Below are 21,758 nucleotides of genomic sequence, written 5' to 3' on the forward strand. Positions count from 1 at the left end.
AAATTTTAACATTTTTGTTAATGTAAGGTTAAAAGGCATGAGCACTAAATGTTAAAATGTTAATTTTGAACAATGGGCAAGAAATTATTTGTATTATTAATCCTGTTAATGAGTTTGTCTCTTATAGGAATTATTTTTGTTCAGGCATATTACATTAACAATTCTGTAAGGAATGAAAAGGAACGTTTTAGGTTTAATGTAAATAAAGTACTTAATTATGTTTCAAATACTATTGAAAAACGTGAGTACTCAGAATATGTATATAAACTTCAAGATTTAATTTCCCAAGGTGTTAAAGTTGACACTGCGGCCATAAGAAATTTATATATTATTAAAGAAGATTTAGACTCTAAAGAGACCACAATTTACAGAAACGGCACTTTAGAAGAGAATTATAAGTTTAATTCGTCGCTCTTTGACATAGGTTTAGATACCATTAGCGTAAAACGTATTTTAAGCAATCGTGAAACCAAAGTGTACCAAAATGGTGGTTCTAGTTTGGATTTAGATTTAAGTACAAACGATAAATTGTTGCTTTTAGACAAAATGTCGAGCACCGATGAAATTGTTTTTGAAGATGTTTATAAAGATTTAGCATCCCGTTTACCAATTCATAAACGTGTTACTAAAGAAGAAATTCAAAAGTTATTATCGGAAAAACTAAAAGAAGATGGCATTAACATCGATTATGAATTTGCTATTTACAGTAATGGTTTAGCTACAAGGGTACGTAGTGATAATTTTGAAAATTACGACGAATCGGCATTTAGTGTGTTTATGTTTTACAATGAAAACAACCAAAGCACATACAAACTGTTGGTTAGTTTTCCAGATGATAAAAAGTTTATTTTATCGTCTATTATGGGCATGATTTTATTATCGGTTATTTTTACATCCATCATTATTTTAGCTTACGGAAGTGCTTTGTACCAATTAGTTAAACAGCGTAAAATATCTGAAATAAAAACAGATTTTATCAATAACATGACGCATGAGTTTAAAACACCCATTGCCACCATAAATTTGGCCTTGGATGCTATAAAGAACCCAAAAATTATTGATGATAAGGAAAAAGTGATGCGTTACTTGGCAATGATAAAAGAAGAAAATAAACGCATGCACGCCCAAGTGGAAAACGTATTAAGAATATCTAAACTTGAGAAAAACGAATTAAATATAAGTAAGGATAGGTTAGATTTAAACGACTTAGTGGAAGATGCCATAACGCATGTTGAACTTATAGTTGAAGACAGACAGGGTTATATCAAAACATTTTTTGATGCACCAAAATCGACTGTTTTAGCAAACGAAACCCACTTTACAAATGTAATAGTAAACATTCTGGATAATGCCATTAAGTATTCTCCAGATGCACCAAAAATAGAAGTACATACCGAAAATGTTGGAAACAATATTTTGTTAAAAATAAAAGATCATGGTAGTGGTATGAGTAAAGCAGCTGCCAAACGTGTGTTCGAAAAATTTTATAGAGAACATACCGGAAACATTCACAACGTAAAAGGTCATGGTTTAGGTTTGGCCTATGTAAAGCGTATTGTAGAAGACCATCAAGGTTATGTATCAGTAGAAAGTGAAAAAGACAAAGGAAGCACATTCATAATAAAGCTTCCAATAATATCATAAACATGGAAGAGCAAAAAAAGAAAATATTATTAGTTGAAGACGATCCGAATTTTGGAATCATTCTTAAAGATTATTTGATGATGAACGATTATGATGTTGTTCATGCTAAAAACGGAATGGAAGGCTTCGAAAAGTTTAAAAAGGACGATTACGATTTATGTATTTTAGATGTTATGATGCCTTATAAAGATGGGTTTACTTTAGCAAAAGAGATACGCGAAAAGAATACCGATGTGCCTATTGTTTTCTTAACGGCAAAAACCATGAAAGAGGATGTTTTAAAAGGTTATAAAGTTGGAGCTGACGATTATTTAAACAAACCGTTTGATAGTGAAGTGTTGCTCATGAAAATTAAAGCCATCATGCAACGTAAAGCCACTGAAACGATTTCCGATAGTAAACAATTTGAATTTAAAATCGGAAGATTCGATTTAAATTCGAAGCTTCGTTTTTTAAAATTTGATGGCGGAGATCCTGTTAAACTATCTCCTAAAGAAAATGAATTGTTACGTTTATTGGCATTGCATGAAAACGATTTAATGCCTCGTGAATTAGCACTGACCAAAATTTGGAGAGACGATAATTATTTTACCTCACGTAGTATGGATGTGTACATTGCAAAACTGCGTAAGTATTTAAAACTTGATGAAAAAGTGGAGATACTAAACATACACGGTGAAGGTTTTAGATTGGTGGTAAACTAGTTAAAAAAAAACAGTATTTAGATATTGAAAATCCAGCTTTTAGCTGGATTTTTTTTGTGTTTTATGAACTTTGGAGTGTTCGTTTAACGTTTTTATATGGAAAGTTGCGTGTTTTTGAAAAAGGATTTTCCAAAGGAAAATCAGAAGCCAACAAACTGACAAATAACTTTGGTTTAGCTTAAAATAGCAATTTCTTTTACAACGTGTTATTGTAATGCTTTTTTATATTTTGTAATTTATACTAAAAATTACTCCATAGGAAAGTTTAGTTGATTTCATTCTGTTTTCATCTAGAGTTGTTAATCTTTTTGATATGAATGGGGCAAAAACCATGCTTAAATTCTCTTTAGCATTATATTCAAATCCAAAATCTAGACAAAGAGATAATAATGTTTGATTTATATCATTGCCTAAATATTTACTTTCACCATTTAAGCCATCCTGATAATAAATATTTTCTTTTTTATCAATTTGAAAATCAAAAATGGTACTCAAAGACGGTTTGAGATCTAACTTGCCTAATTTAAAAAGTGTCGTACCAACTTTTATTGGAACTCTTAAATAGTAAACTTTCAATTCGCTTTTGGTAGGAGGAATTACGTTTGTTAAAGAATTGTAATTATATAAAAGTTCGTAACCTTCCGATGCGTAGGCAATTCCAGTTCCAACTGATATTTTTTCACTTAAATCATAAAAAAAATTTAGTCCTATTGAATACCCTATTAACGGATTATAAACATTGTTTGCATTAGAATACCCTTCAAATGGATTATAAATATCGCTAGTATTAGGTGGAGTTTTTTTAAATTCGTAATTACTGAATTCCAACTTACCAGAAATTCCAATACTTAATTTATTATTTTGAGACCAAATTGAAACTGCGCAGAATATAAACAGAAACGTTAAAGTATTAATTTTCATTTTTTTTAATAATGTATTGCGTTATAAATATAAAGTTCTGTTTCAATGAGCTTTATCGCTTATTAAACGAATTTAGTTGATTTTTCTGGTAAAGTTATATTTAAATATAAGGTGTCACGTCTATAATTTTTTAATAATCACTTTGTGAAAATTTATGGGATAGCCTTCGTATTGCAATAAAATGGGTTTTTCTAAATGCGATATGAAGAATTCACATCAAATTAATTTAAATAAACCTCACCTCTGTGTGGTTTTAAAGCATCTCGAATAGGCTTCATGTCTGGCTCATTCACCACCAAAAAAGCGATAGCATGTGCTTCATTCAAGACTTCAAAACCTATGATGGTAATATCTAATTTTTCAATTTTTATGTACTCTTTTAAATGAATTTCGTGGTGTTCAGCAATTTTACTGGCGTCTGGTCCATGAAAATCCCATATTAACTTTAGTTGTCGCATTATTTTAAATGATTAAGTAATTCTGAAAGGTAAAAATATATCATGTAAAATGGTAATATTTTATCTTTTTAATCGTTTGTTAAAGCAACTTGCATAAAAGGTTTATATTACTATTTTTGTGCTACCAATTAATTTTCTTTTCAAATGAATTATAAATATTTAATTATTTTATTTTTTTCAGCAGCAATTTTTAATGTTTACGGTCAATCTACCAAAGAAGAAGTCCTTTTTTCAGTAGATGATGAACCCGTTTATGTGTCGGAATTTTTAAGAGTTTATAATAAGAATTTAGATTTGGTTCAAGATGAATCTCAAAAAGATGTAGATGAATATTTGTCACTTTTTACCAATTACAAATTAAAACTAAAAGAAGCTAAAGCCTTAGAACTTCAAGAGAAACCTACTTACATACGCGAACTAGATACTTATAAAAAACAGTTAGCTAAAAGTTTTATTTCAGATTCCAAAGTAACAGATGCCTTGGTGCAAGAAGCCTACGAACGTATTTCCAACGACGTTAAAGCGTCGCATATTTTAATTAAAATTCCAGAAAACGCGAATCCCAAAGATACGTTGGCGGCTTATAACTCTATTATAAAATTACGAGAAAGAGCTTTAAAAGAAGGTTTTGAAAAAGTTAGAAAAGAAGTACACAATGGGCAAACAGTTTATGGTGAAGATTTAGGTTATTTTTCAGGTTTCAGAATGGTTTATGCTTTTGAAAATGCAGCTTTTAATACCAAATCTGGTGCTGTTTCGCAACCGTTTAGAACCCAGTTTGGCTATCATATTGTATATGTGCAAGATAAAAGAAAATCGAGAGGAGAGCGTACCGTAGCTCATATTATGGTTGTTGAAAAGCCAGGTGACTCCTTAGCTGAAAAACCAGAAGATAGAATTCAAGATATTTACAAAAAACTAAATCAAGGTGAAGATTTTGAAGCGTTAGCAAAACAATTTTCGGATGATGGAAATTCGGCACCTAACGGTGGTAAGTTAGCACCATTTTCTGGCGGACAAATTAACTCGGAAGAGTTTGAAAATACTGCTTTTGGACTAAAGGAAATAGGCGATGTTTCCAAACCTTTTAAATCAACTTATGGGTGGCATATTGTTAAGTTGTTAGGTAAAAAATCTATAGCGTCTTATGAAGAAATGAAACCAGAATTAGAACAAAAAGTAAAACGCGATGAACGTTCTAAATTAATAGATGAGGCATTATATGCCAAACTTAAAGCGAAGTATAACATTTCAGAAGAAAATCCAGCATTGGCTTATTTTGTATCTATTTTAAATGAAGATTACTTTAAAAACACATGGCAACTGCCTAAAGGTTTTACTGCAGAAAAACCTCTTGTTAAAATAGGGAACAAGCAATTAACCTATAAAGATTTTGGCGATTATTTAGTTTCCGTACAGCGTAATACTGCCGCTAACTCCAATTTTAAAACTTTAGTTTCAAAGCATTATAACACGTTTTTAAATACTAATTTAGTAACTTACCAAGAAGATAACCTAGAAAACGAAAATGAAGAATTTGCAAATGTCGTGGCAGAATATAGAGATGGTTTATTATTGTTCGATTTAATGGAAACAACTATTTGGAATACGGCTAAAACCGATTCTTTAGAAATTGAAAATTACTATAACTCAAACAAAATCAAGTACACAACTCCAAAACGTATTGATGCGGTTGTTGCTTCATCAAAAGACCAAAAAACGCTTAAAAAAGTAGCAAAACTGTTAAAAAAAGGAATGGCATTGCCGCAAATTAAGGGGCTTATTAATAGTAATAACAAAATAGACGTTATCTTTACAGTGGATACTATGGATGCCACCCACCAAGCATTGCCAAAAGCGTTTGAGTTTAAAAAAGGAATCTCTAAAATATACAATCATAATAATGCCTTTGTTTTAGTTCAAGTAAAAGAGGTCTTGCCAGAAACTCAAAAAACATTGGAAGAGGCTAAGGGTTTAATTATAAGTGATTATCAAACGTATAAAGAAGAAAAATGGCTAAAAGAGTTGGCAGATAAATATAAAGTAGTTTTAAACCAAGAGGCTTTAAAAAGTGTGAAAGCTCAAATAAAAAACCAGTAAGTGCGAAATAAAATTTTCATATTTTTTCTTTTAATTGTTGTTACTTCGTGCGACTTTTTTAAAAAAACAGACGACAGGGTACCTGTCGCTAGGGTTAATGACACCTATTTGTATTATGAAGATATTAAAGATTTAGTGTCTGAAGGAACACCCAAAGAAGATAGTATGTTGGTGGTTCAAAACTTTATTAACCGATGGGCAACCCAACAGTTATTTATAGATGGTGCTAAAGTGAATTTAAGCGAGTTAAAACAAGACGAATTTAACAAATTAATAAAGCAATATAAAAACGATTTGTATACCAAGGCGTATATTGAAGCGTTGGTAAAAAGAGATATGGATACGGTAGTAACGACCCAAGAAGCCGAAAATTATTACAACCAAAATAAAGATGTATTTAAATTAAATGAAGAATTGCTTAAGTTCAGATATATTCATTTGGATGAAAATATTCTTAATTATAGCTCCGTTGTTGAAAAGTTTAAACGCTTCAATTCCAAAGACAAAAAAGATCTAAATGCTATTTCAATTCAGTTCAAATCGTATTCTTTAAATGATACTATTTGGATTAAAGCCAGCCAAGTAGTCAACAGAATTTCAGCTATTACACCCGAAAATAAAAATCAACTGTTAAAAAAATCTAATTTTATACAACTCAAAGACTCATTAGGAGTATATTTGATGCAAATTAACGACGTTTTACTTCGAAATGATACAGCGCCCTTAGAGTATGTAAGGCCAACTATAGACCAAATTGTCGTTAATAAAAGAAAGCTTGAACTTATTAGAGAATTAGAAAAAGATATTACTAAAGATGCTATTAAAAATAAACAATTTGAAATTTACAAATAATTTGAAACACCTTGGGTTTTTATGTATAACCCTATTGTTGGTAAACAATATAACTGCACAAGAAGTAATTGATGATGTGATAGCAGAGGAAGCACCTAAAAAAGTAGACACAACTAAAACTCAAAATGCTAAAAAAGTAGATGGGGTTGCTGCTGTAGTGGGAGACTATATTGTTTTAGATTCAGATGTTGATAAAGCCTATTTGCAATTGCAAGCACAAGGTGTTAATACAGATGATATTAAACCATGTGAATTATTCGGAAAGCTATTAGAAGACAAACTATATGCTCACCAAGCAGTACAGGATAGTATTTTAGTGCCTGATGCTGAAATTAGAAGAAATGTAGATTATCAAGTCGAGCAATTTTTAGCGCAATCTGGTAAGTCTATGAAAGAACTTTTAGAGTTTTATAAAAAAGACGATGAAAAATCTTTTAGAGACGAAATGTTCGAAATCAATAAAACCAATGAGTTAGCTAAAAAAATGCAAGCTAAAATTGTTGAGGAAATTGAGATAACACCTGAAGAAGTACGTGCTTTTTTTGAAAGAATACCTAAAGAAGAACGCCCTACATTTGGTACCGAGTTAAAAGTAGCCCAAATAGTTGCTGAACCTAAAGTATCAGAAGAAGAAAAACAACGTGTTATAAACAGGTTAAAGGAATTTAAAGCTGATATTATTGAAAACGGTGCTAGTTTCCGTTCTAAAGCCGTTTTATATTCAGAAGATCCAGGATCGGCAAGTAAAGGTGGAAAATACACGCTAAACAGAAAACAACCTCGAATGGTTAAAGAGTTTAGACAAGTTGCTTTTTCACTTCAAGAAGGCGAAATATCGGAACCTTTTGAAACCGATTATGGGTACCATATCATACAATGTGATAAAATTAGAGGACAAGAATACGATGTCGCTCATATTTTATTATCACCAAAAGTATCTACTGAAGCTGTTAATGAAGCTAAAGAACGTTTAGAAAAAATTAGAGAACGTATTGTTGATGGTAAAATTTCTTTTGCTGATGCAGCAAGAGAAGCTAGTGATGAAAAAGAAACCCGAGGTGATGGTGGTCAATTAATAAACCCAACCACACAAGACTATAATTTTGAATTAACCAGGATGGAACCAGAGTTATATTCTCAAATTCAAAATTTGAAAGATAATGAAGTGAGTCTTGTTTTAAAAGAGGAAGACCGAACTGGTAAAGTGAAATTTAAAATTTTAATGGTTACCGACAGAGTTAATGAGCATGAAGCAGATTACGCTCGCGATTATTTAAAAATTAAAAGCTTAGCTTTAGATGAAAAGAGAATAAATGCAATTGCAAAATGGCAAGAAGAGAAAATTTTAGATACTTATATAAAAATTAGCGGAGAACATAGAGATTGTGAGTTTTCTAGCAACTGGTTAAAAAAGTAAACTATGTCCGATGTAGCTGCGATTGAACAATTTGTAAAAAGATATAAAGATTTAAAAACCGAAATTGCCAAAGTTATTGTTGGTCAAGATGACGTAGTAAATCAAATATTAATTTCTATTTTTTCTGGCGGACATTCACTACTTATTGGTGTTCCAGGTTTAGCAAAAACATTAATGGTAAACACCATTGCACAGGCGCTAGGACTCGATTTTAAACGTATTCAATTCACCCCAGATTTAATGCCGAGTGATATTCTTGGTAGTGAAATTTTAGATGAAGACCGCCATTTTAAATTCATAAAAGGTCCCATTTTTTCAAATATTATTTTGGCAGATGAGATTAACAGAACACCGCCAAAAACCCAAGCAGCTTTATTAGAAGCCATGCAAGAACGCGCAGTAACTGTAGCAGGACATCATTATAAATTAGAATTACCATACTTTGTTTTAGCAACTCAAAACCCCATTGAGCAAGAAGGAACCTATCCGTTACCCGAAGCACAACTAGACCGTTTTATGTTTGCTATCAATTTAGATTATCCTTCATTTCAAGAAGAAGTGGAAGTTGTAAAAGCCACTACAACAGACAAACAAGTAAAGGTTAATGCGCTTTTTTCGGCTAAAGAAATAACAGATTTTCAACATTTAATAAGAAGAATACCTGTAGCAGATAATGTTATTGAATATGCTGTAGCCATGGTTGGTAAAACAAGACCCAATGGCAATACAGCAAACGATTTGGTTAAAAATTATATCGATTGGGGTGCTGGCCCAAGAGCTTCACAAAACTTAATTTTAGCTGCTAAAACACACGCAGCAATACATGGTAAATTTTCTCCAGATATTGAAAATGTACAAGCGGTAGCTTACAGTATTTTAAGGCATAGAATTATTAAAAACTACAAAGCTGAAGCTGAAGGAATTTCAGAGATTAAAATTATAAATAGCCTTTTTTAATTCTTTTATGTTAAAGCGTTATTAAATCATCATTTTTTTACTGATTTCATTAAAAAAACACAAATCATATTGAAAAATAATAGTACTATAATAATTTAGTATTATTGTATGTTGCATTCCATGTTTTATTTTCAAAACTTTGTATTTATTTAGTATTTTGCATCACTTTTAAAATAAACTAACAACTATAATTAGGGTTTTTAATATGAATATTAAGGTCTGTAGTCTTACAGGCCATATTTTTGTAGTAAGCCTAAAAAACGAAAGACTTTCCCATATGAACATTTATGAAGATTACATCAAGGAGATCGAAGAAAGAAAAGCTCAAGGGTTACACCCTAAGCCTATTGATGGAGCTAAATTAACAAGCGCGATTATCGCTCAAATTAAAGATTCAAGTAATCCAAACAGAAAAGATTCTCTAAACTTTTTTATTTACAACACCTTACCAGGCACAACCAGTGCTGCAGGTGTAAAAGCTGAATTTTTAAAAGAAATTATTCTTGGTGAATCTGTTGTTGAAGAAATCACACCTGCTTTTGCATTCGAACAATTATCTCACATGAAAGGTGGGCCTTCCATAAAAGTGTTAATTGATTTGCTTTTAGGAAATGATGCAGATATTACTGCCGAAGCGGCAAAAGTGTTAAAAACGCAAGTGTTTTTATACGATGCCGATACAAAACGTTTAGAAGATGCTTACAAAGCAGGAAATGCTATTGTTAAAGAAATTATTGAAAGCTATGCTCAAGCGGACTTCTTTACAAAACTTCCAGAAATTGATGAAGAAATTGAAATCGTAACCTTTATTGCTGGCGAAGGCGATATTTCTACAGATTTATTATCACCAGGTGCCGATGCGCATTCTAGATCAGATCGTGAGTTACATGGCCAATGTTTATTTGAGCACAATAAAGAGATGCAGAAATCACTTACTGCTCTTAAAGAAAAACATCCAGATAAGCGTGTTATGTTAATCGCTGAAAAAGGAACGATGGGAGTTGGTTCTTCTAGAATGTCGGGTGTAAATAATGTGGCTTTATGGACAGGTGTTCAAGCGAGTCCGTATGTGCCTTTTATCAATATAGCTCCAATTATTGCAGGTACTAACGGTATTTCTCCCATATTCTTAACGACTGTTGGTGTTACTGGCGGTATAGGAATAGACCTTAAAAACTGGGTAAAACAAAAAGATGCTGAGGGAAATACGGTTGTAAATGCAGATGGCGAGCCTATTTTAGAGCAAACCTATTCTGTGGAAACGGGAACGGTTTTAACCATCAATACAAAAACTAAAAAACTATACAAAGACGGTAAAGAGTTAATTGATATTTCTACTTCATTAACACCTCAAAAAGTGGAGTTTATAAAAGCAGGAGGTTCTTATGCGGTTGTTTTTGGTAAAAAATTACAAACATTTGCAGCTAAAGTTTTAGGAATTGATATTCCTCAAGTATATGCCACTGCAAAAGAAATTTCTGTGGAAGGACAAGGATTAACAGCTGTTGAAAAAATATTCAATAAAAACGCTGTGGGTACAACTCCGGGTAAAATTTTACACGCAGGTTCTGATGTTCGTGTTGAAGTAAACATTGTAGGGTCGCAAGATACTACGGGATTAATGACGTCTCAAGAATTGGAAATGATGGCTGCTACAATCATTTCTCCAATTGTAGATGGTGCATATCAATCGGGTTGTCATACAGCTTCTGTTTGGGATAACAAGTCGAAGGCTAATATTCCAAAGTTAATGAAGTTTATGAACGATTTCGGATTAATCACAGCGCGCGATCCAGATGGAAAATATCATGCGATGACCGATGTAATTCATAAAGTTTTGAATGATATTACGGTTGATGATTGGGCTATAATCATAGGAGGAGATTCTCATACAAGAATGTCTAAAGGTGTTGCTTTTGGTGCCGATTCTGGAACTGTTGCTTTAGCACTTGCTACAGGTGAAGCTACCATGCCAATTCCCCAATCTGTAAAAGTAACGTTCAAAGGAACTATGAAAGATTATATGGATTTCCGTGATGTGGTGCATGCAACGCAATCTCAAATGCTTTCACAATTTGGTGGAGATAATGTATTCCAAGGTAGAATTATTGAAGTTCATTTAGGAACACTTACAGCAGATCAGGCATTTACGTTTACAGATTGGACTGCAGAAATGAAAGCTAAAGCATCGATCTGTATTTCTGAAGATGCTACTTTAATAGAATCTTTAGAGATTGCAAAAGATAGAATCCAAATCATGATAGATAAGGGCATGGATAATAAATTGCAAGTTCTTAAAGGATTGATTGCCATTGCCAACAAGCGAATTGCTGAAATTAAATCTGGCGAAAAACCAGCATTAACTCCAGATGCAAACGCGAAGTATTTTGCAGAAGTGGTTATTGATCTTGATAAAATTGAAGAACCAATGATTGCAGATCCAGATGTAAATAACGAAGATGTTTCTAAACGTTATACACATGATACTATTAGACCATTATCGTTTTATGGAGGTACTAAAAAAGTAGATTTAGGATTTGTAGGATCTTGTATGGTTCACAAAGGCGATATGAAAATATTAGCTCAAATGTTGAAAAATATTGAGGCACAACATGGTAAAGTTGAATTTAAAGCACCACTTGTTGTCGCACCTCCAACCTACAATATTGTTGATGAATTGAAAGCCGAAGGCGATTGGGAAGTATTACAAAAATATTCAGGTTTTGAATTTGATGACAACGAGCCTAAAGGATTAGCGCGTACTAAATATGAAAATATGTTGTATTTGGAGCGTCCAGGTTGTAATTTATGTATGGGTAACCAAGAAAAAGCAGAACCTGGAGATACGGTTATGGCGACCTCTACACGTTTATTCCAAGGAAGAGTAGTAAAAGATTCTAGCGAGAAAAAAGGGGAATCTTTATTATCATCAACTCCCGTTGTTGTTTTATCTACAGTATTAGGTAGAACACCTAATTTAGCGGAGTATCAAGCGGCAGTAGTCGGCATTAACTTAACCAAGTTTAAACCTTCAAGTAAATTATTAGTAATGTAATTTTATATCGCACAAGAATAATAAAAGCCTGAGTTTTATAACTCGGGCTTTTTTATTTCCCTTTTAAAGAATTTTTTTCAGTAATATTTGGATGATTTATTGATTCATATTGTTAAAAATTATTAAAACTAGAAATCAATTTTTTAAGCCGTCCTATTATTTTGTATCTTGTGTTGATTAAATAGAAAAAATAAAAAACTATGGCATTTGACATTGATATGATTAAAGAAGTTTACGCAAGAATGAAAGAACGCGTAGATGTTGCCCGAAAAATTGTTGGCAAACCATTAACTTTATCTGAAAAAATATTATACAATCACCTTTGGGATGGTAATCCTACAAAAACATTTGAAAGAGGTAAAGATTATGTAGATTTTGCTCCAGATAGAATTGCATGTCAAGATGCTACAGCGCAAATGGCATTATTGCAATTTATGCAAGCAGGAAAAACTAAGGTGGCAGTACCTACAACGGTACATTGCGATCACTTAATTCAAGCGAAAGATGGTGCTGCAGTCGATTTAAAACACGCAAACAGTGTAAGTAGCGAAGTATTTAACTTCTTAGAGTCTGTATCCAATAAATATGGTATTGGTTTCTGGAAACCAGGAGCAGGTATTATCCACCAAGTAGTTTTAGAAAATTATGCATTTCCGGGCGGGATGATGATTGGTACCGATTCACATACCGTGAACGCAGGTGGTTTAGGTATGGTTGCCATTGGTGTTGGTGGTGCCGATGCGGTAGATGTTATGGCAGGTATGGCTTGGGAATTGAAATTTCCAAAATTAATAGGAGTGAAGTTAACAGGTAAATTATCTGGTTGGACGGCTCCAAAAGATGTGATTTTAAAAGTAGCCGAAATTCTTACTGTAAAAGGAGGAACCGGTGCTATTGTTGAATATTTTGGACCTGGTGCTACTTCAATGTCTTGTACAGGTAAAGGAACTATTTGCAATATGGGTGCCGAAATTGGTGCTACAACCTCTACGTTTGGTTATGATGAATCTATGGAACGTTATTTACGTGCTACCGATAGAACTGATGTAGCAGAAGCTGCTAATAAAGTGAAAGACTATTTAACTGCAGATGCAGAAGTTTATGCTTCGCCAGAAAAGTATTTCGATCAAGTTATTGAAATTAATTTATCTGAATTAGGACCATTATTAAATGGACCCTTTACACCAGATTTATCTTCAACAGTTGGTAAAGATATAAAGGAAAAGGCAATAGCAAACGATTGGCCAATAGCAGTAGAGTGGGGATTAATCGGGTCTTGTACCAATTCATCTTATGAAGATTTATCACGTGCATCCTCCATTGCGCAACAAGCATTAGACAAAGGACTTAAAATGAAAGCAGAATTAGGTATTAATCCCGGTTCTGAACAAGTTCGATACACGGCAGAACGCGATGGAATTCTTCAAGTGTTTGAAAAATTAGACGCTAAAATATTTACGAATGCATGTGGACCATGTATTGGGCAATGGGCACGTTACAGTGACCCGAAAAACGCACCAAAAAACAGCATTGTCCATTCGTTTAATAGAAACTTTGCAAAACGTGCCGATGGAAATCCCAATACACATGCCTTTGTAGCTTCACCAGAAATTACAGCAGCAATCGCTATTGCAGGACGCTTAGATTTCAACCCGATGACAGATAAACTTATCAATGAAAAAGGAGAAGAAGTCATGTTTGATGAACCAACAGGATGGGAATTACCTCCTAAAGGTTTTGAAGTTAAAGAGAATGGGTATTTAGCTCCAGAAGCCGATGGTAGCCATGTTCAAGTAAAAGTAGCTGAGGATTCAGAAAGATTGCAATTATTAGAGCCTTTTAAACCATTAGGAAACACCATTAATGGCGCTAAATTATTAATAAAAGCATTTGGCAAATGTACAACAGACCATATTTCTATGGCGGGACCATGGTTACGTTTCCGTGGGCATTTAGATAATATTTCAAACAATTGTTTAATTGGAGCAGTAAACGCATATAACCAGAAAACTAACTTTGTTAAAAACCAATTAACAGGTGAGTACGGTGGTGTGCCAGATGTACAGCGTCAATACAAAGCAAAAGACATTAAAACAATAGTGGTGGGCGATCATAATTATGGAGAAGGGTCTTCGAGAGAACATGCAGCTATGGAACCTCGATTTTTAGGTGTTGCGGCAGTTATTGTAAAATCGTTTGCACGTATTCATGAAACAAACCTTAAAAAACAAGGGATGCTAGGATTAACATTTGCTAATGAAGCAGATTACGATTTAATTCAAGAAGATGATACCTTCAATTTTATTGATTTAAAAGATTTTGCACCAGGAAAACAATTAACATTGGAAGCAGTTCATGCCGATGGAAGTAAAGATCTTATCAAATTAAATCATACCTACAATCAACCTCAGATAGAATGGTATAATGCAGGATCTGCATTAAATTTAATAAAAAGGCAAAACAATGCATAATTAATGCATTTATTATTAATAGAAAATCCAGCACCCTAGCTGGATTTTTTGTTTGTATAGAATAGTTTGGGCGTTACCACAGGGGTCGGGCTATTCGTTACAAGTCCTCGCTCCTGCGTCGCTGTGGGCTTTCCACTTCTATCCCTAACGCACTTATTTGCTAGTTTCTGTTTTTAAACTATAGTTAATTTTATTTTTTGGAAAGGTTCGTTTAACAATTATATGTATTAGTGGCGTGTTTAAGCACTTAATTTAGCAAATACAAACCAAATAGAATCCGCGAGGATTTTCGTAAGTAATTGATAACTATATATTAATTGTAAATAGTGTTATAGCTAGTGCTTTTATTTACTCAATTTCAGAATTCTAAATGCACCTTGAATTACTAAAACAAAAACAATTGTTCCAATAATTAAATCAGGTTTTCCAGAATTTAACCAATTCACTAAAAGTCCTGCTGTTAAAACTCCTAAATTGATAATCACGTCATTTGAAGTGAAAATCATACTTGCTTTCATATGTGCTTCTTCTTTGCTTTTAGACTTTTGCATTAAATACAAACAAATTCCGTTTGCGACTAGGGCAAAAATTGAAACAATAATCATTGTCTTAAAATTTGGAAGATTTTCATGTCCAAAAAATCTTCTCAAAATCTCTACAAATCCAATAATAGCAAGTACGATTTGAAAATAGCCAGCAAGCTTTGCAATCCGTTTTTTTTTAATTAGAGTTCCTCCAACAGCAAATAAGCTAATTCCATAAACAAAACTGTCCGCTAACATATCCAAACTGTCCGCAACAAGTCCCATTGATTTTGAAATTATACCAGTTGCCATTTCGATGATAAAAAACGCAAAATTTATTCCGAGAACTGTCCAAAGTAATTTTCGTTGGTTAGCATGTTCCTCAAAATCCGTTTTTTCGGTGTGTTCCGTTGATATTTTTTTTCCACCTAAATTCAGTTCGATAACAGACTTTTCGATTTGGTCAATTTCTCCGCTGAGAAAAACTGTCAATTTTCGGTTCGGAATGTCAAAGTCCAAATTCGTAATACTTGAAATTCCATCCAATTTCATTCGGATAAGATTTTCTTCTGAAGGACAGTCCATTTTAGTAATTTTAAATACTGTTTTGTTCATTCAGTTTTTGAGTTTGGGCATTAGCTCCAGCGTTGATGTATATAGAAAGTTGATTGTTTAGTGCGAGGATTTTCCGAAGGAAAATTGGATGCAAGCAAACAAAGCAGTTAACATTGGTTAAGCTAAAAATAGCAATTTTTTTATTTACTGTGTTGGCATTAGTTTTTTAATTCAGTAAATGTTTTTATGTTTCCTCTGTCATTTTGTGAGTTATGGCTGGTTTCTCATACATATGATGTTGATGGTTTTTTATATTTGCTAATCTTATATGTTTTGTCACAGAACTTTATTAATAATTCTAACGTAGGAACAACTATCAAGCCATTTAATCCGATTGAGTTTGTCCTCAAAACCAATAGTCTTAATTAGTTCATAATCTTTGTTGTTCTCTGAATATCGAATAATAGTGTCAATTCCATTTACGAAAGTGCCATACTTTATTTTATTGCAATCTATTGGGTTAGAAACTAATTCAATCTTTTCTATTTCTAATAAGGATTTTGGTTCATTTTTATCGTGGTCAGTAAAGAAAATTTGATTAATAATTAGGAAAATCTGCAGGCCTATACTAAATAAAATATGGGGAATATAAAATCCGAGTAGGCTAATTCCAAAACTCTCTTTTTTATTAATTACTGCATAAACAATTAAATACATAAATAAAGTTCCAGCTATTATTGCAGTCCAAGTTCGAATTCAGTCATTAGAGATGAAATCAGAGTTATATCCTAAAAGGATAAATAAGTAAAATAAAAATCCAAAGAAAATTGGACGAATTATTGATTTCAGGATTTCTTTCATTTAAATTAATACCAACGACTTGATATGAAATCGTTTTAATGTTTTTATATCTAATGCTACTGAAACAAGTTCAGCACAAGTAAACTAAGTTCGACTTTTTATTTGAAAAAGTCAAGTGGTTTTCTTAGATGTATAATCAAGAAGTAATGTATCAAAATTGTATTTTTACCAAAACACTTTTTTATGAATACCAGAGAAAATCAGCTAAAAGCTTTTGATAGATTATTAACCATTATGGATGAATTGCGGGCCCAATGCCCTTGGGATAAAAAGCAAACCATGGAAACGTTGCGCCATTTAACCATTGAAGAAACCTACGAACTAGGTGATGCTATTTTAGATAATGATTTAGAGGAAGTTAAAAAGGAATTAGGTGATGTACTCCTACATATTGTGTTTTATTCTAAAATTGGAAGTGAAACCAACGACTTTGATATTGCCGATGTATGTAATGGTATTTGTGAAAAACTAATAAACAGACATCCACATATTTATAGCGATGTAAAAGTGGAGAATGAAGATGACGTAAAACGAAATTGGGAAAATTTAAAACTAAAGGAAGGTAAAAACAGTGTTTTGGAAGGAGTTCCAAATAGTTTGCCAGCGTTAGTAAAAGCAAACAGAATACAAGAAAAAGTTGCAGGCGTAGGTTTCGATTGGGAACATCCTAACCAAGTTTGGGAAAAAGTAGAGGAAGAACTTGCCGAGTTTAAAGTGGAAATAAAAAAAGGCAATCAAAAAGCTATGGAAAGTGAATTTGGCGATGTGTTATTTTCTATGGTAAACTATGCGCGCTTTTTAAAAATAAACCCAGAAAATGCTTTAGAGCGTACCAATAAAAAATTCTCAAAACGCTTTCAATACTTAGAAGAAAAAGCAAAAGCTATCAATAAGCCATTAAAAGACATGACACTAGCCGAAATGGATGTGTTTTGGGAAGAGGCTAAAAGTCTTTAATCAGTTTAAAATAAGAATTTAACAAGTATATTTTTGGAAATTTAAATTTACGCTATCTTTATATGATAAATTATCCAACTTTTGAAAAATCATTTTAAAAGCCTCAGTATATCAAATAGTGTGTTTTTTTTTCTTGTTTGCCATTTTTGTTGGTCACAAAATGTAGCACCCATATTAACCGCTTCTGGTAATCAAGCTTATTGTCCAAAAAGTCAAATTAATATTGTTACAGATTTCAATATTGTAGACCCAGACGATTCCTTAATTGAGGCATTATATGTTCAAATTTCCACAGGTTATATTTCTGGAGAGGATTCATTAATACTTTTAGGGACACATCCAAACGTAATCACTTCTTGGAGTGCATTAGAAGGTAAGCTTACAATAAGAGGTTTAGCCTATGGACCTGTTAGTTACCTAGATGTAATAGCAGCAATAAAAGATATTGTTTTTCAAAGTACCAGTAATACTCCAACAGATAAAACCTTTTCAATAACGATAAGCGATGCTAATTTTTTGCCATCAACAGGGCATTATTATGAATATGTACCAGCTTTGGGTATAACATGGACAGATGCTAAAGTGGCAGCTGAAAGCAGGTTTTATTATGGATGGCAAGGTTATTTAGCAACTATAACATCTGCAGATGAGGCTCAACTAAGCGGAAAACAAGCAGCCGGTGCCGGTTGGATTGGAGGTAGTGATGCTGCTACTGAAGGTGTTTGGAAGTGGGTAACAGGACCAGAAAATGGCACTATTTTCTGGAATGGTTTGTCAAATGGATCGTCTTCCAATTTTTCATTTTGGAATACTAATGAACCAAACCAAGCTGGTGATGAGGATTATGCCCATGTAACGGCTCCTGGTGTTGGAATAACTGGTTCTTGGAACGATCTAAGTAATACGGGTGAACTTAGCGGTAATTATCAACCTAAAGGGTATATTGTTGAATATGGAGGCATGCCAGGTGAGTCCCCATTAAATATTTCAGCAAGCACAAATATATACACAACAGTTATTGAAAACACAAAATCGGCATCAATATGCGATGGTGGAATGGTTACTTTAGAAGCTCAGGCATCGCAAGGAGGTAACGTTTTATGGTTTGATGTGCCTACAGGCGGATTACAATTACATAAAGGTAATATATATACTCTGAATGTTAATGCAACAGCCACTTATTATGTTGTTGCTTCATTAAATGGGTGTGCAACAGGAGATAGAATTGCTGTTAAAGCTACGGTAACACAAACACCGGTAATAGACAACGTAACCAATGGTTTTGTATGTGGTACAAATAGTGGAAATTTATTAGCTTCAGCATCGGCAGGAATTATTAATTGGTATCATAAACCTATAGGCGGTTCTCTATTACAAACAGGAAATTCATATACCGTTTCAGGGTTAAATACAACTACAACTTTTTATATTGAAGCATCTTTAAATGGCTGTATAAGTTCAAGAATTCCAATAACTATGGATGTTTATACCGTTCCAGAGTTTGAAGTAACAAACGCTCCAATAATTTATTGTGTGGGAAGCCCCATTGTTTTAAGCACATTTAATGCGCAGGGAATATATACGTATCAATGGAAAAACGATACAGGGCAAGTTGTGAGTGATTTACCGTACGTTGAAGTTGATGCAGGAGGTACATACACTGTAATTGCAACATCAGCTAACAGCTGTGAGACTACTTTATCGGTTTTAGTAAAGGAATCTGATTTAGCTTTAATTTCTAATGAAAATATTACTGTTATTGAGAATTCTGAAAATAATAGCATTTCTATAGATAGTAATTTAGGTATTGGTGATTATGAATTTACTCTAGATGACATTAATGGAGTTTATAGAGATGAACCGTTTTTCGATAGAGTAAGTGATGGTGTCCACACTATTTATATAAAAGATAAAAATGGATGCGGAGTAGTACCATTTGAAGTGTTTATTCTCGGTTTTCCGAAGTTTTTTACACCAAATAATGATGGTTTTAATGATGTTTGGCGTATTAAAGGATTTGGAACCGACTTTACCAATGCATCTGTTGTAAGTGTTTTTGACAGATACGGAAAATTGATTAAACAAATTGGTGGTGAAAACGGTACATGGGATGGCACATTACATGGCATTCCATTAGTAGCTTCAGACTATTGGTTTGTTGCAGAACTAGTGGAACCATCTGGAAAGATTAGAAGGTATCGAGGGCATTTTAGTTTGGTTAGATAGCATAAAAAAAACTTAGGTTTCCCTAAGTTTTTAATATAATATTAGTTTTCTGTTTAATAATGATCTTTAATCATACTAAGTTTTTCCTTCCATAATTTTAGAGCATCTTTATGTCCTTTTATATTATTGCGAACTTCTTTTACAAGCGGATTATCATCATTTACATTGGTGAAAAATTGTAGATTATTTTCCAATTGATTGATTTGGCTTCTTACTTCGTCAATCTTTTTTCTAATAAAGTAACGTTCGTTGTCTAAGTCTCTATTATCATCAGCAGCACTCATGGTGTCAAGTTTGTTTTCAAACTTAATAAGTTCTACTTCATTTTTATCCATTTTTAAACTTGATAAATGGTCTTCAATGGCTTTGTTAAATTTACCTTCTATATAACGTTTATCATTGGGAACTCTTCCTAAATCTTTCCATTTATTTATATAGTCTTTTACGCTTTCAACATCTTTTTCTTTATCACCAACAGGTTTTAAATCTTTTAAAGCGTCTAAAAGTGCTAGTTTACTATTAAAAGCATCTAAGCTTTCTTTATTAGCGGCATTTCGTGTAGCATGTAGTTTATCGAAATAGAAATTACAAGCCGCTTTAAAACGTTTCCAAATTTTATCGCTGTCTTTGCGAGGTACATGCCCAATTTTTTTCCAGTCGTTCTGGATTTTTTTCATCAAGGCCGTAGTAACCTCAAAGTCATCACTGTCTTTGTTATCTTCAGCAATTTTAATTAATTCTAATTTTTTTTGAAGATTAGTGTATTGGTCTTTTTTAAGGTCTTTGTAAAAGGCATTTTTTTGTCTGTTAAAAGTTCTTACAGATTCTTTAAATTTAGCCCAAGTACTTTCGTTAACATCTCGAGGCACTTTTCCAATGCTAAAAAATTGTTCTCTTAAATCTTCAATTTCCTTAATTTTCTTTTGCCATGCGTTATGTGAGTTCGTGTTTTGAGCGTTTATGGCATTTATACCTTCAATAAGTTCAAGCTTTTTCTCTAAGTTTTTTTCATAAACTTTATCAATATCTTGGTAGTAAACTTGGCGTTTATCGTTAATTTTTTTGGTTGCTGCTTTAAATTTATCCCAAATAATTTCTCTATATTCTTTATCTACAGGACCTAATTCCTCTTTCCACATTTTATGAAGTTCCTGTAATTCTCTAAAGGCGCGCATAACGTTATCATCTTCGGCTAATTCTTCTGCACGATCAATGATTAATAATTTACGTTCTAAATTATGCTTAAAATCTAAATCGCGCAGATCTCTATTTAAGTGTAAAAAATCGTAAAAAATTTCTACATGGTGGTGGTAACTATTCCATGCATTGTTGTATTTGTCTCGCGGAATAGGACCCGTTGTTCTCCAACGTTCCTGTAATTCTTTAAAGTGTTTGTAAGTGGTGTTTATGTTTTCTTCAAGATTAATTAAGCCTTTTAATTCTTCAATAATTTCAAGTTTATCGGCTAAATTTTGCTTTAAGTTTTTTTCTAAACTCTGGTAGTGTTCGTTTAGTTTTTTTCGGTATTCGTTATAAGCTTCCTTATATCGTTTTTGCACTGGAGACACATAATAAAAGTCTATTTCATTACCGCCATCATTTAAAAATTCTTCTTTTTTATCGTCTAATAAGGCTTGAAATTTATCTTTAAACTCATTATTAATCCCTTCTACATGCGATTTTATTGCTTGAACTTTTTCGTTTCTAACAAGCCGTTCCAATTCAATGGCAAGTGCTTCCAGCGACATGGTGTCATAAGCCTTTAGTTCAATGGTGTGTCTTTCTTTATTGCCTTCATCTTCAGCGTCTTCAGCATTAGAATCTTCAATTTCATTTAAAACTTCGTCGTTATTGTTGTTTGAATTATCAGTATCTGCAATAGAACTTTCATTTGTAACAATAGATTTTTCTTCAGAAACAAGTGGTGTATCTAAAGTTTCAGATGGTTTGGTTTCTACCGATTTATTTTCTTCCGAAAGGTTTTCAGAATGATTCACATTCTTGTTAACTTCTTCTCCTTCTGCTTTAGGCAGGTTGTTTATATCAGACATTTTAA

Annotated in this window: 14 protein-coding genes; 10 read left to right on the top strand and 4 right to left on the bottom strand. The window is 32.7% G+C overall.

The features are described 5' to 3' along the window. The first annotated feature begins 72 nt into the window (after positions 1-72). Together EV196_RS16060 and EV196_RS16065 are read left to right on the top strand one after the other, a co-directional pair. Positions 73-1,644 (top strand): sensor histidine kinase, encoded by a 1,572-nt coding sequence (locus EV196_RS16060; RefSeq protein WP_165876183.1) that lies wholly within the window; start codon positions 73-75, stop codon positions 1,642-1,644. A gap of 2 nt (positions 1,645-1,646) precedes the next feature. Next, entirely contained in the window at positions 1,647-2,348 is a 702-nt protein-coding gene (locus tag EV196_RS16065) for a response regulator transcription factor (protein WP_132218798.1), read from the top strand. Between the two features lie 222 nt (positions 2,349-2,570). On the opposite strand, the gene EV196_RS16070 is transcribed toward EV196_RS16065, so the two are convergent. Together EV196_RS16070 and EV196_RS16075 are read right to left on the bottom strand one after the other, a co-directional pair. Then, positions 2,571-3,269 carry an outer membrane beta-barrel protein gene (locus EV196_RS16070; protein WP_132218799.1) on the bottom strand — a complete coding sequence of 233 codons (699 nt, stop codon included), beginning with the start codon at positions 3,267-3,269 and terminating at the stop codon, positions 2,571-2,573. Positions 3,270-3,490: 221 nt separating this feature from the next. Next, positions 3,491-3,727 carry a hypothetical protein gene (locus tag EV196_RS16075; protein WP_132218800.1) on the bottom strand — a complete coding sequence of 79 codons (237 nt, stop codon included), beginning with the start codon at positions 3,725-3,727 and terminating at the stop codon, positions 3,491-3,493. Positions 3,728-3,871: 144 nt separating this feature from the next. Here EV196_RS16075 and EV196_RS16080 point away from each other — a divergent pair, with 144 nt between their 5' ends. From EV196_RS16080 to EV196_RS16105, 6 genes are all read left to right on the top strand, one after another. Continuing rightward, entirely contained in the window at positions 3,872-5,827 is a 1,956-nt protein-coding gene (locus tag EV196_RS16080; protein WP_132218801.1) for a peptidylprolyl isomerase, read from the top strand. Next, a complete protein-coding gene (locus tag EV196_RS16085) occupies positions 5,828-6,679 on the top strand; it encodes a peptidyl-prolyl cis-trans isomerase (protein WP_132218802.1) in 852 nt (283 codons plus the stop codon). It begins immediately after the preceding gene. After that, positions 6,642-8,096 carry a peptidylprolyl isomerase gene (locus EV196_RS16090; protein ID WP_132218803.1) on the top strand — a complete coding sequence of 485 codons (1,455 nt, stop codon included), beginning with the start codon at positions 6,642-6,644 and terminating at the stop codon, positions 8,094-8,096. The genes EV196_RS16085 and EV196_RS16090 overlap by 38 nt, the downstream gene beginning before the upstream one ends. Before the next feature lie 3 nt (positions 8,097-8,099). After that, positions 8,100-9,053, top strand: coding sequence for an AAA family ATPase (locus EV196_RS16095; RefSeq protein ID WP_132218804.1), 954 nt, complete (start codon positions 8,100-8,102; stop codon positions 9,051-9,053). Positions 9,054-9,330: 277 nt separating this feature from the next. Next, positions 9,331-12,108, top strand: coding sequence for a bifunctional aconitate hydratase 2/2-methylisocitrate dehydratase (locus tag EV196_RS16100; RefSeq protein WP_132218805.1), 2,778 nt, complete (start codon positions 9,331-9,333; stop codon positions 12,106-12,108). A gap of 200 nt (positions 12,109-12,308) precedes the next feature. Continuing rightward, positions 12,309-14,579 (top strand): aconitate hydratase, encoded by a 2,271-nt coding sequence (locus EV196_RS16105; RefSeq protein ID WP_132218806.1) that lies wholly within the window; start codon positions 12,309-12,311, stop codon positions 14,577-14,579. A gap of 344 nt (positions 14,580-14,923) precedes the next feature. Here the strand turns inward: EV196_RS16105 and EV196_RS16110 are convergent, their stop codons facing one another. Further along, a complete protein-coding gene (locus EV196_RS16110; RefSeq protein WP_132218807.1) occupies positions 14,924-15,718 on the bottom strand; it encodes a cation transporter in 795 nt (264 codons plus the stop codon). Between the two features lie 984 nt (positions 15,719-16,702). Here EV196_RS16110 and mazG point away from each other — a divergent pair. Together mazG and EV196_RS16120 are read left to right on the top strand one after the other, a co-directional pair. Beyond that, the gene (mazG, locus tag EV196_RS16115; RefSeq protein WP_132218808.1) at positions 16,703-17,476 is read left to right on the top strand and encodes a nucleoside triphosphate pyrophosphohydrolase; all 774 of its coding nucleotides are present in this window, start codon (positions 16,703-16,705) and stop codon (positions 17,474-17,476) included. Positions 17,477-17,557: 81 nt separating this feature from the next. Next, complete coding sequence (locus tag EV196_RS16120) at positions 17,558-19,702, top strand: Ig-like domain-containing protein (RefSeq protein WP_165876184.1); 2,145 nt, start codon at positions 17,558-17,560, stop codon at positions 19,700-19,702. Between the two features lie 53 nt (positions 19,703-19,755). Here EV196_RS16120 and EV196_RS16125 read toward each other — a convergent pair whose 3' ends face one another. Beyond that, positions 19,756-21,753, bottom strand: a complete 1,998-nt coding sequence (locus tag EV196_RS16125; RefSeq protein ID WP_132218810.1) for a DUF349 domain-containing protein — start codon at positions 21,751-21,753, stop codon at positions 19,756-19,758. Positions 21,754-21,758 lie beyond the last annotated feature (5 nt).

The organism is Mariniflexile fucanivorans (assembly GCF_004341235.1).
GTDB classification, from domain to species: domain Bacteria; phylum Bacteroidota; class Bacteroidia; order Flavobacteriales; family Flavobacteriaceae; genus Mariniflexile; species Mariniflexile fucanivorans.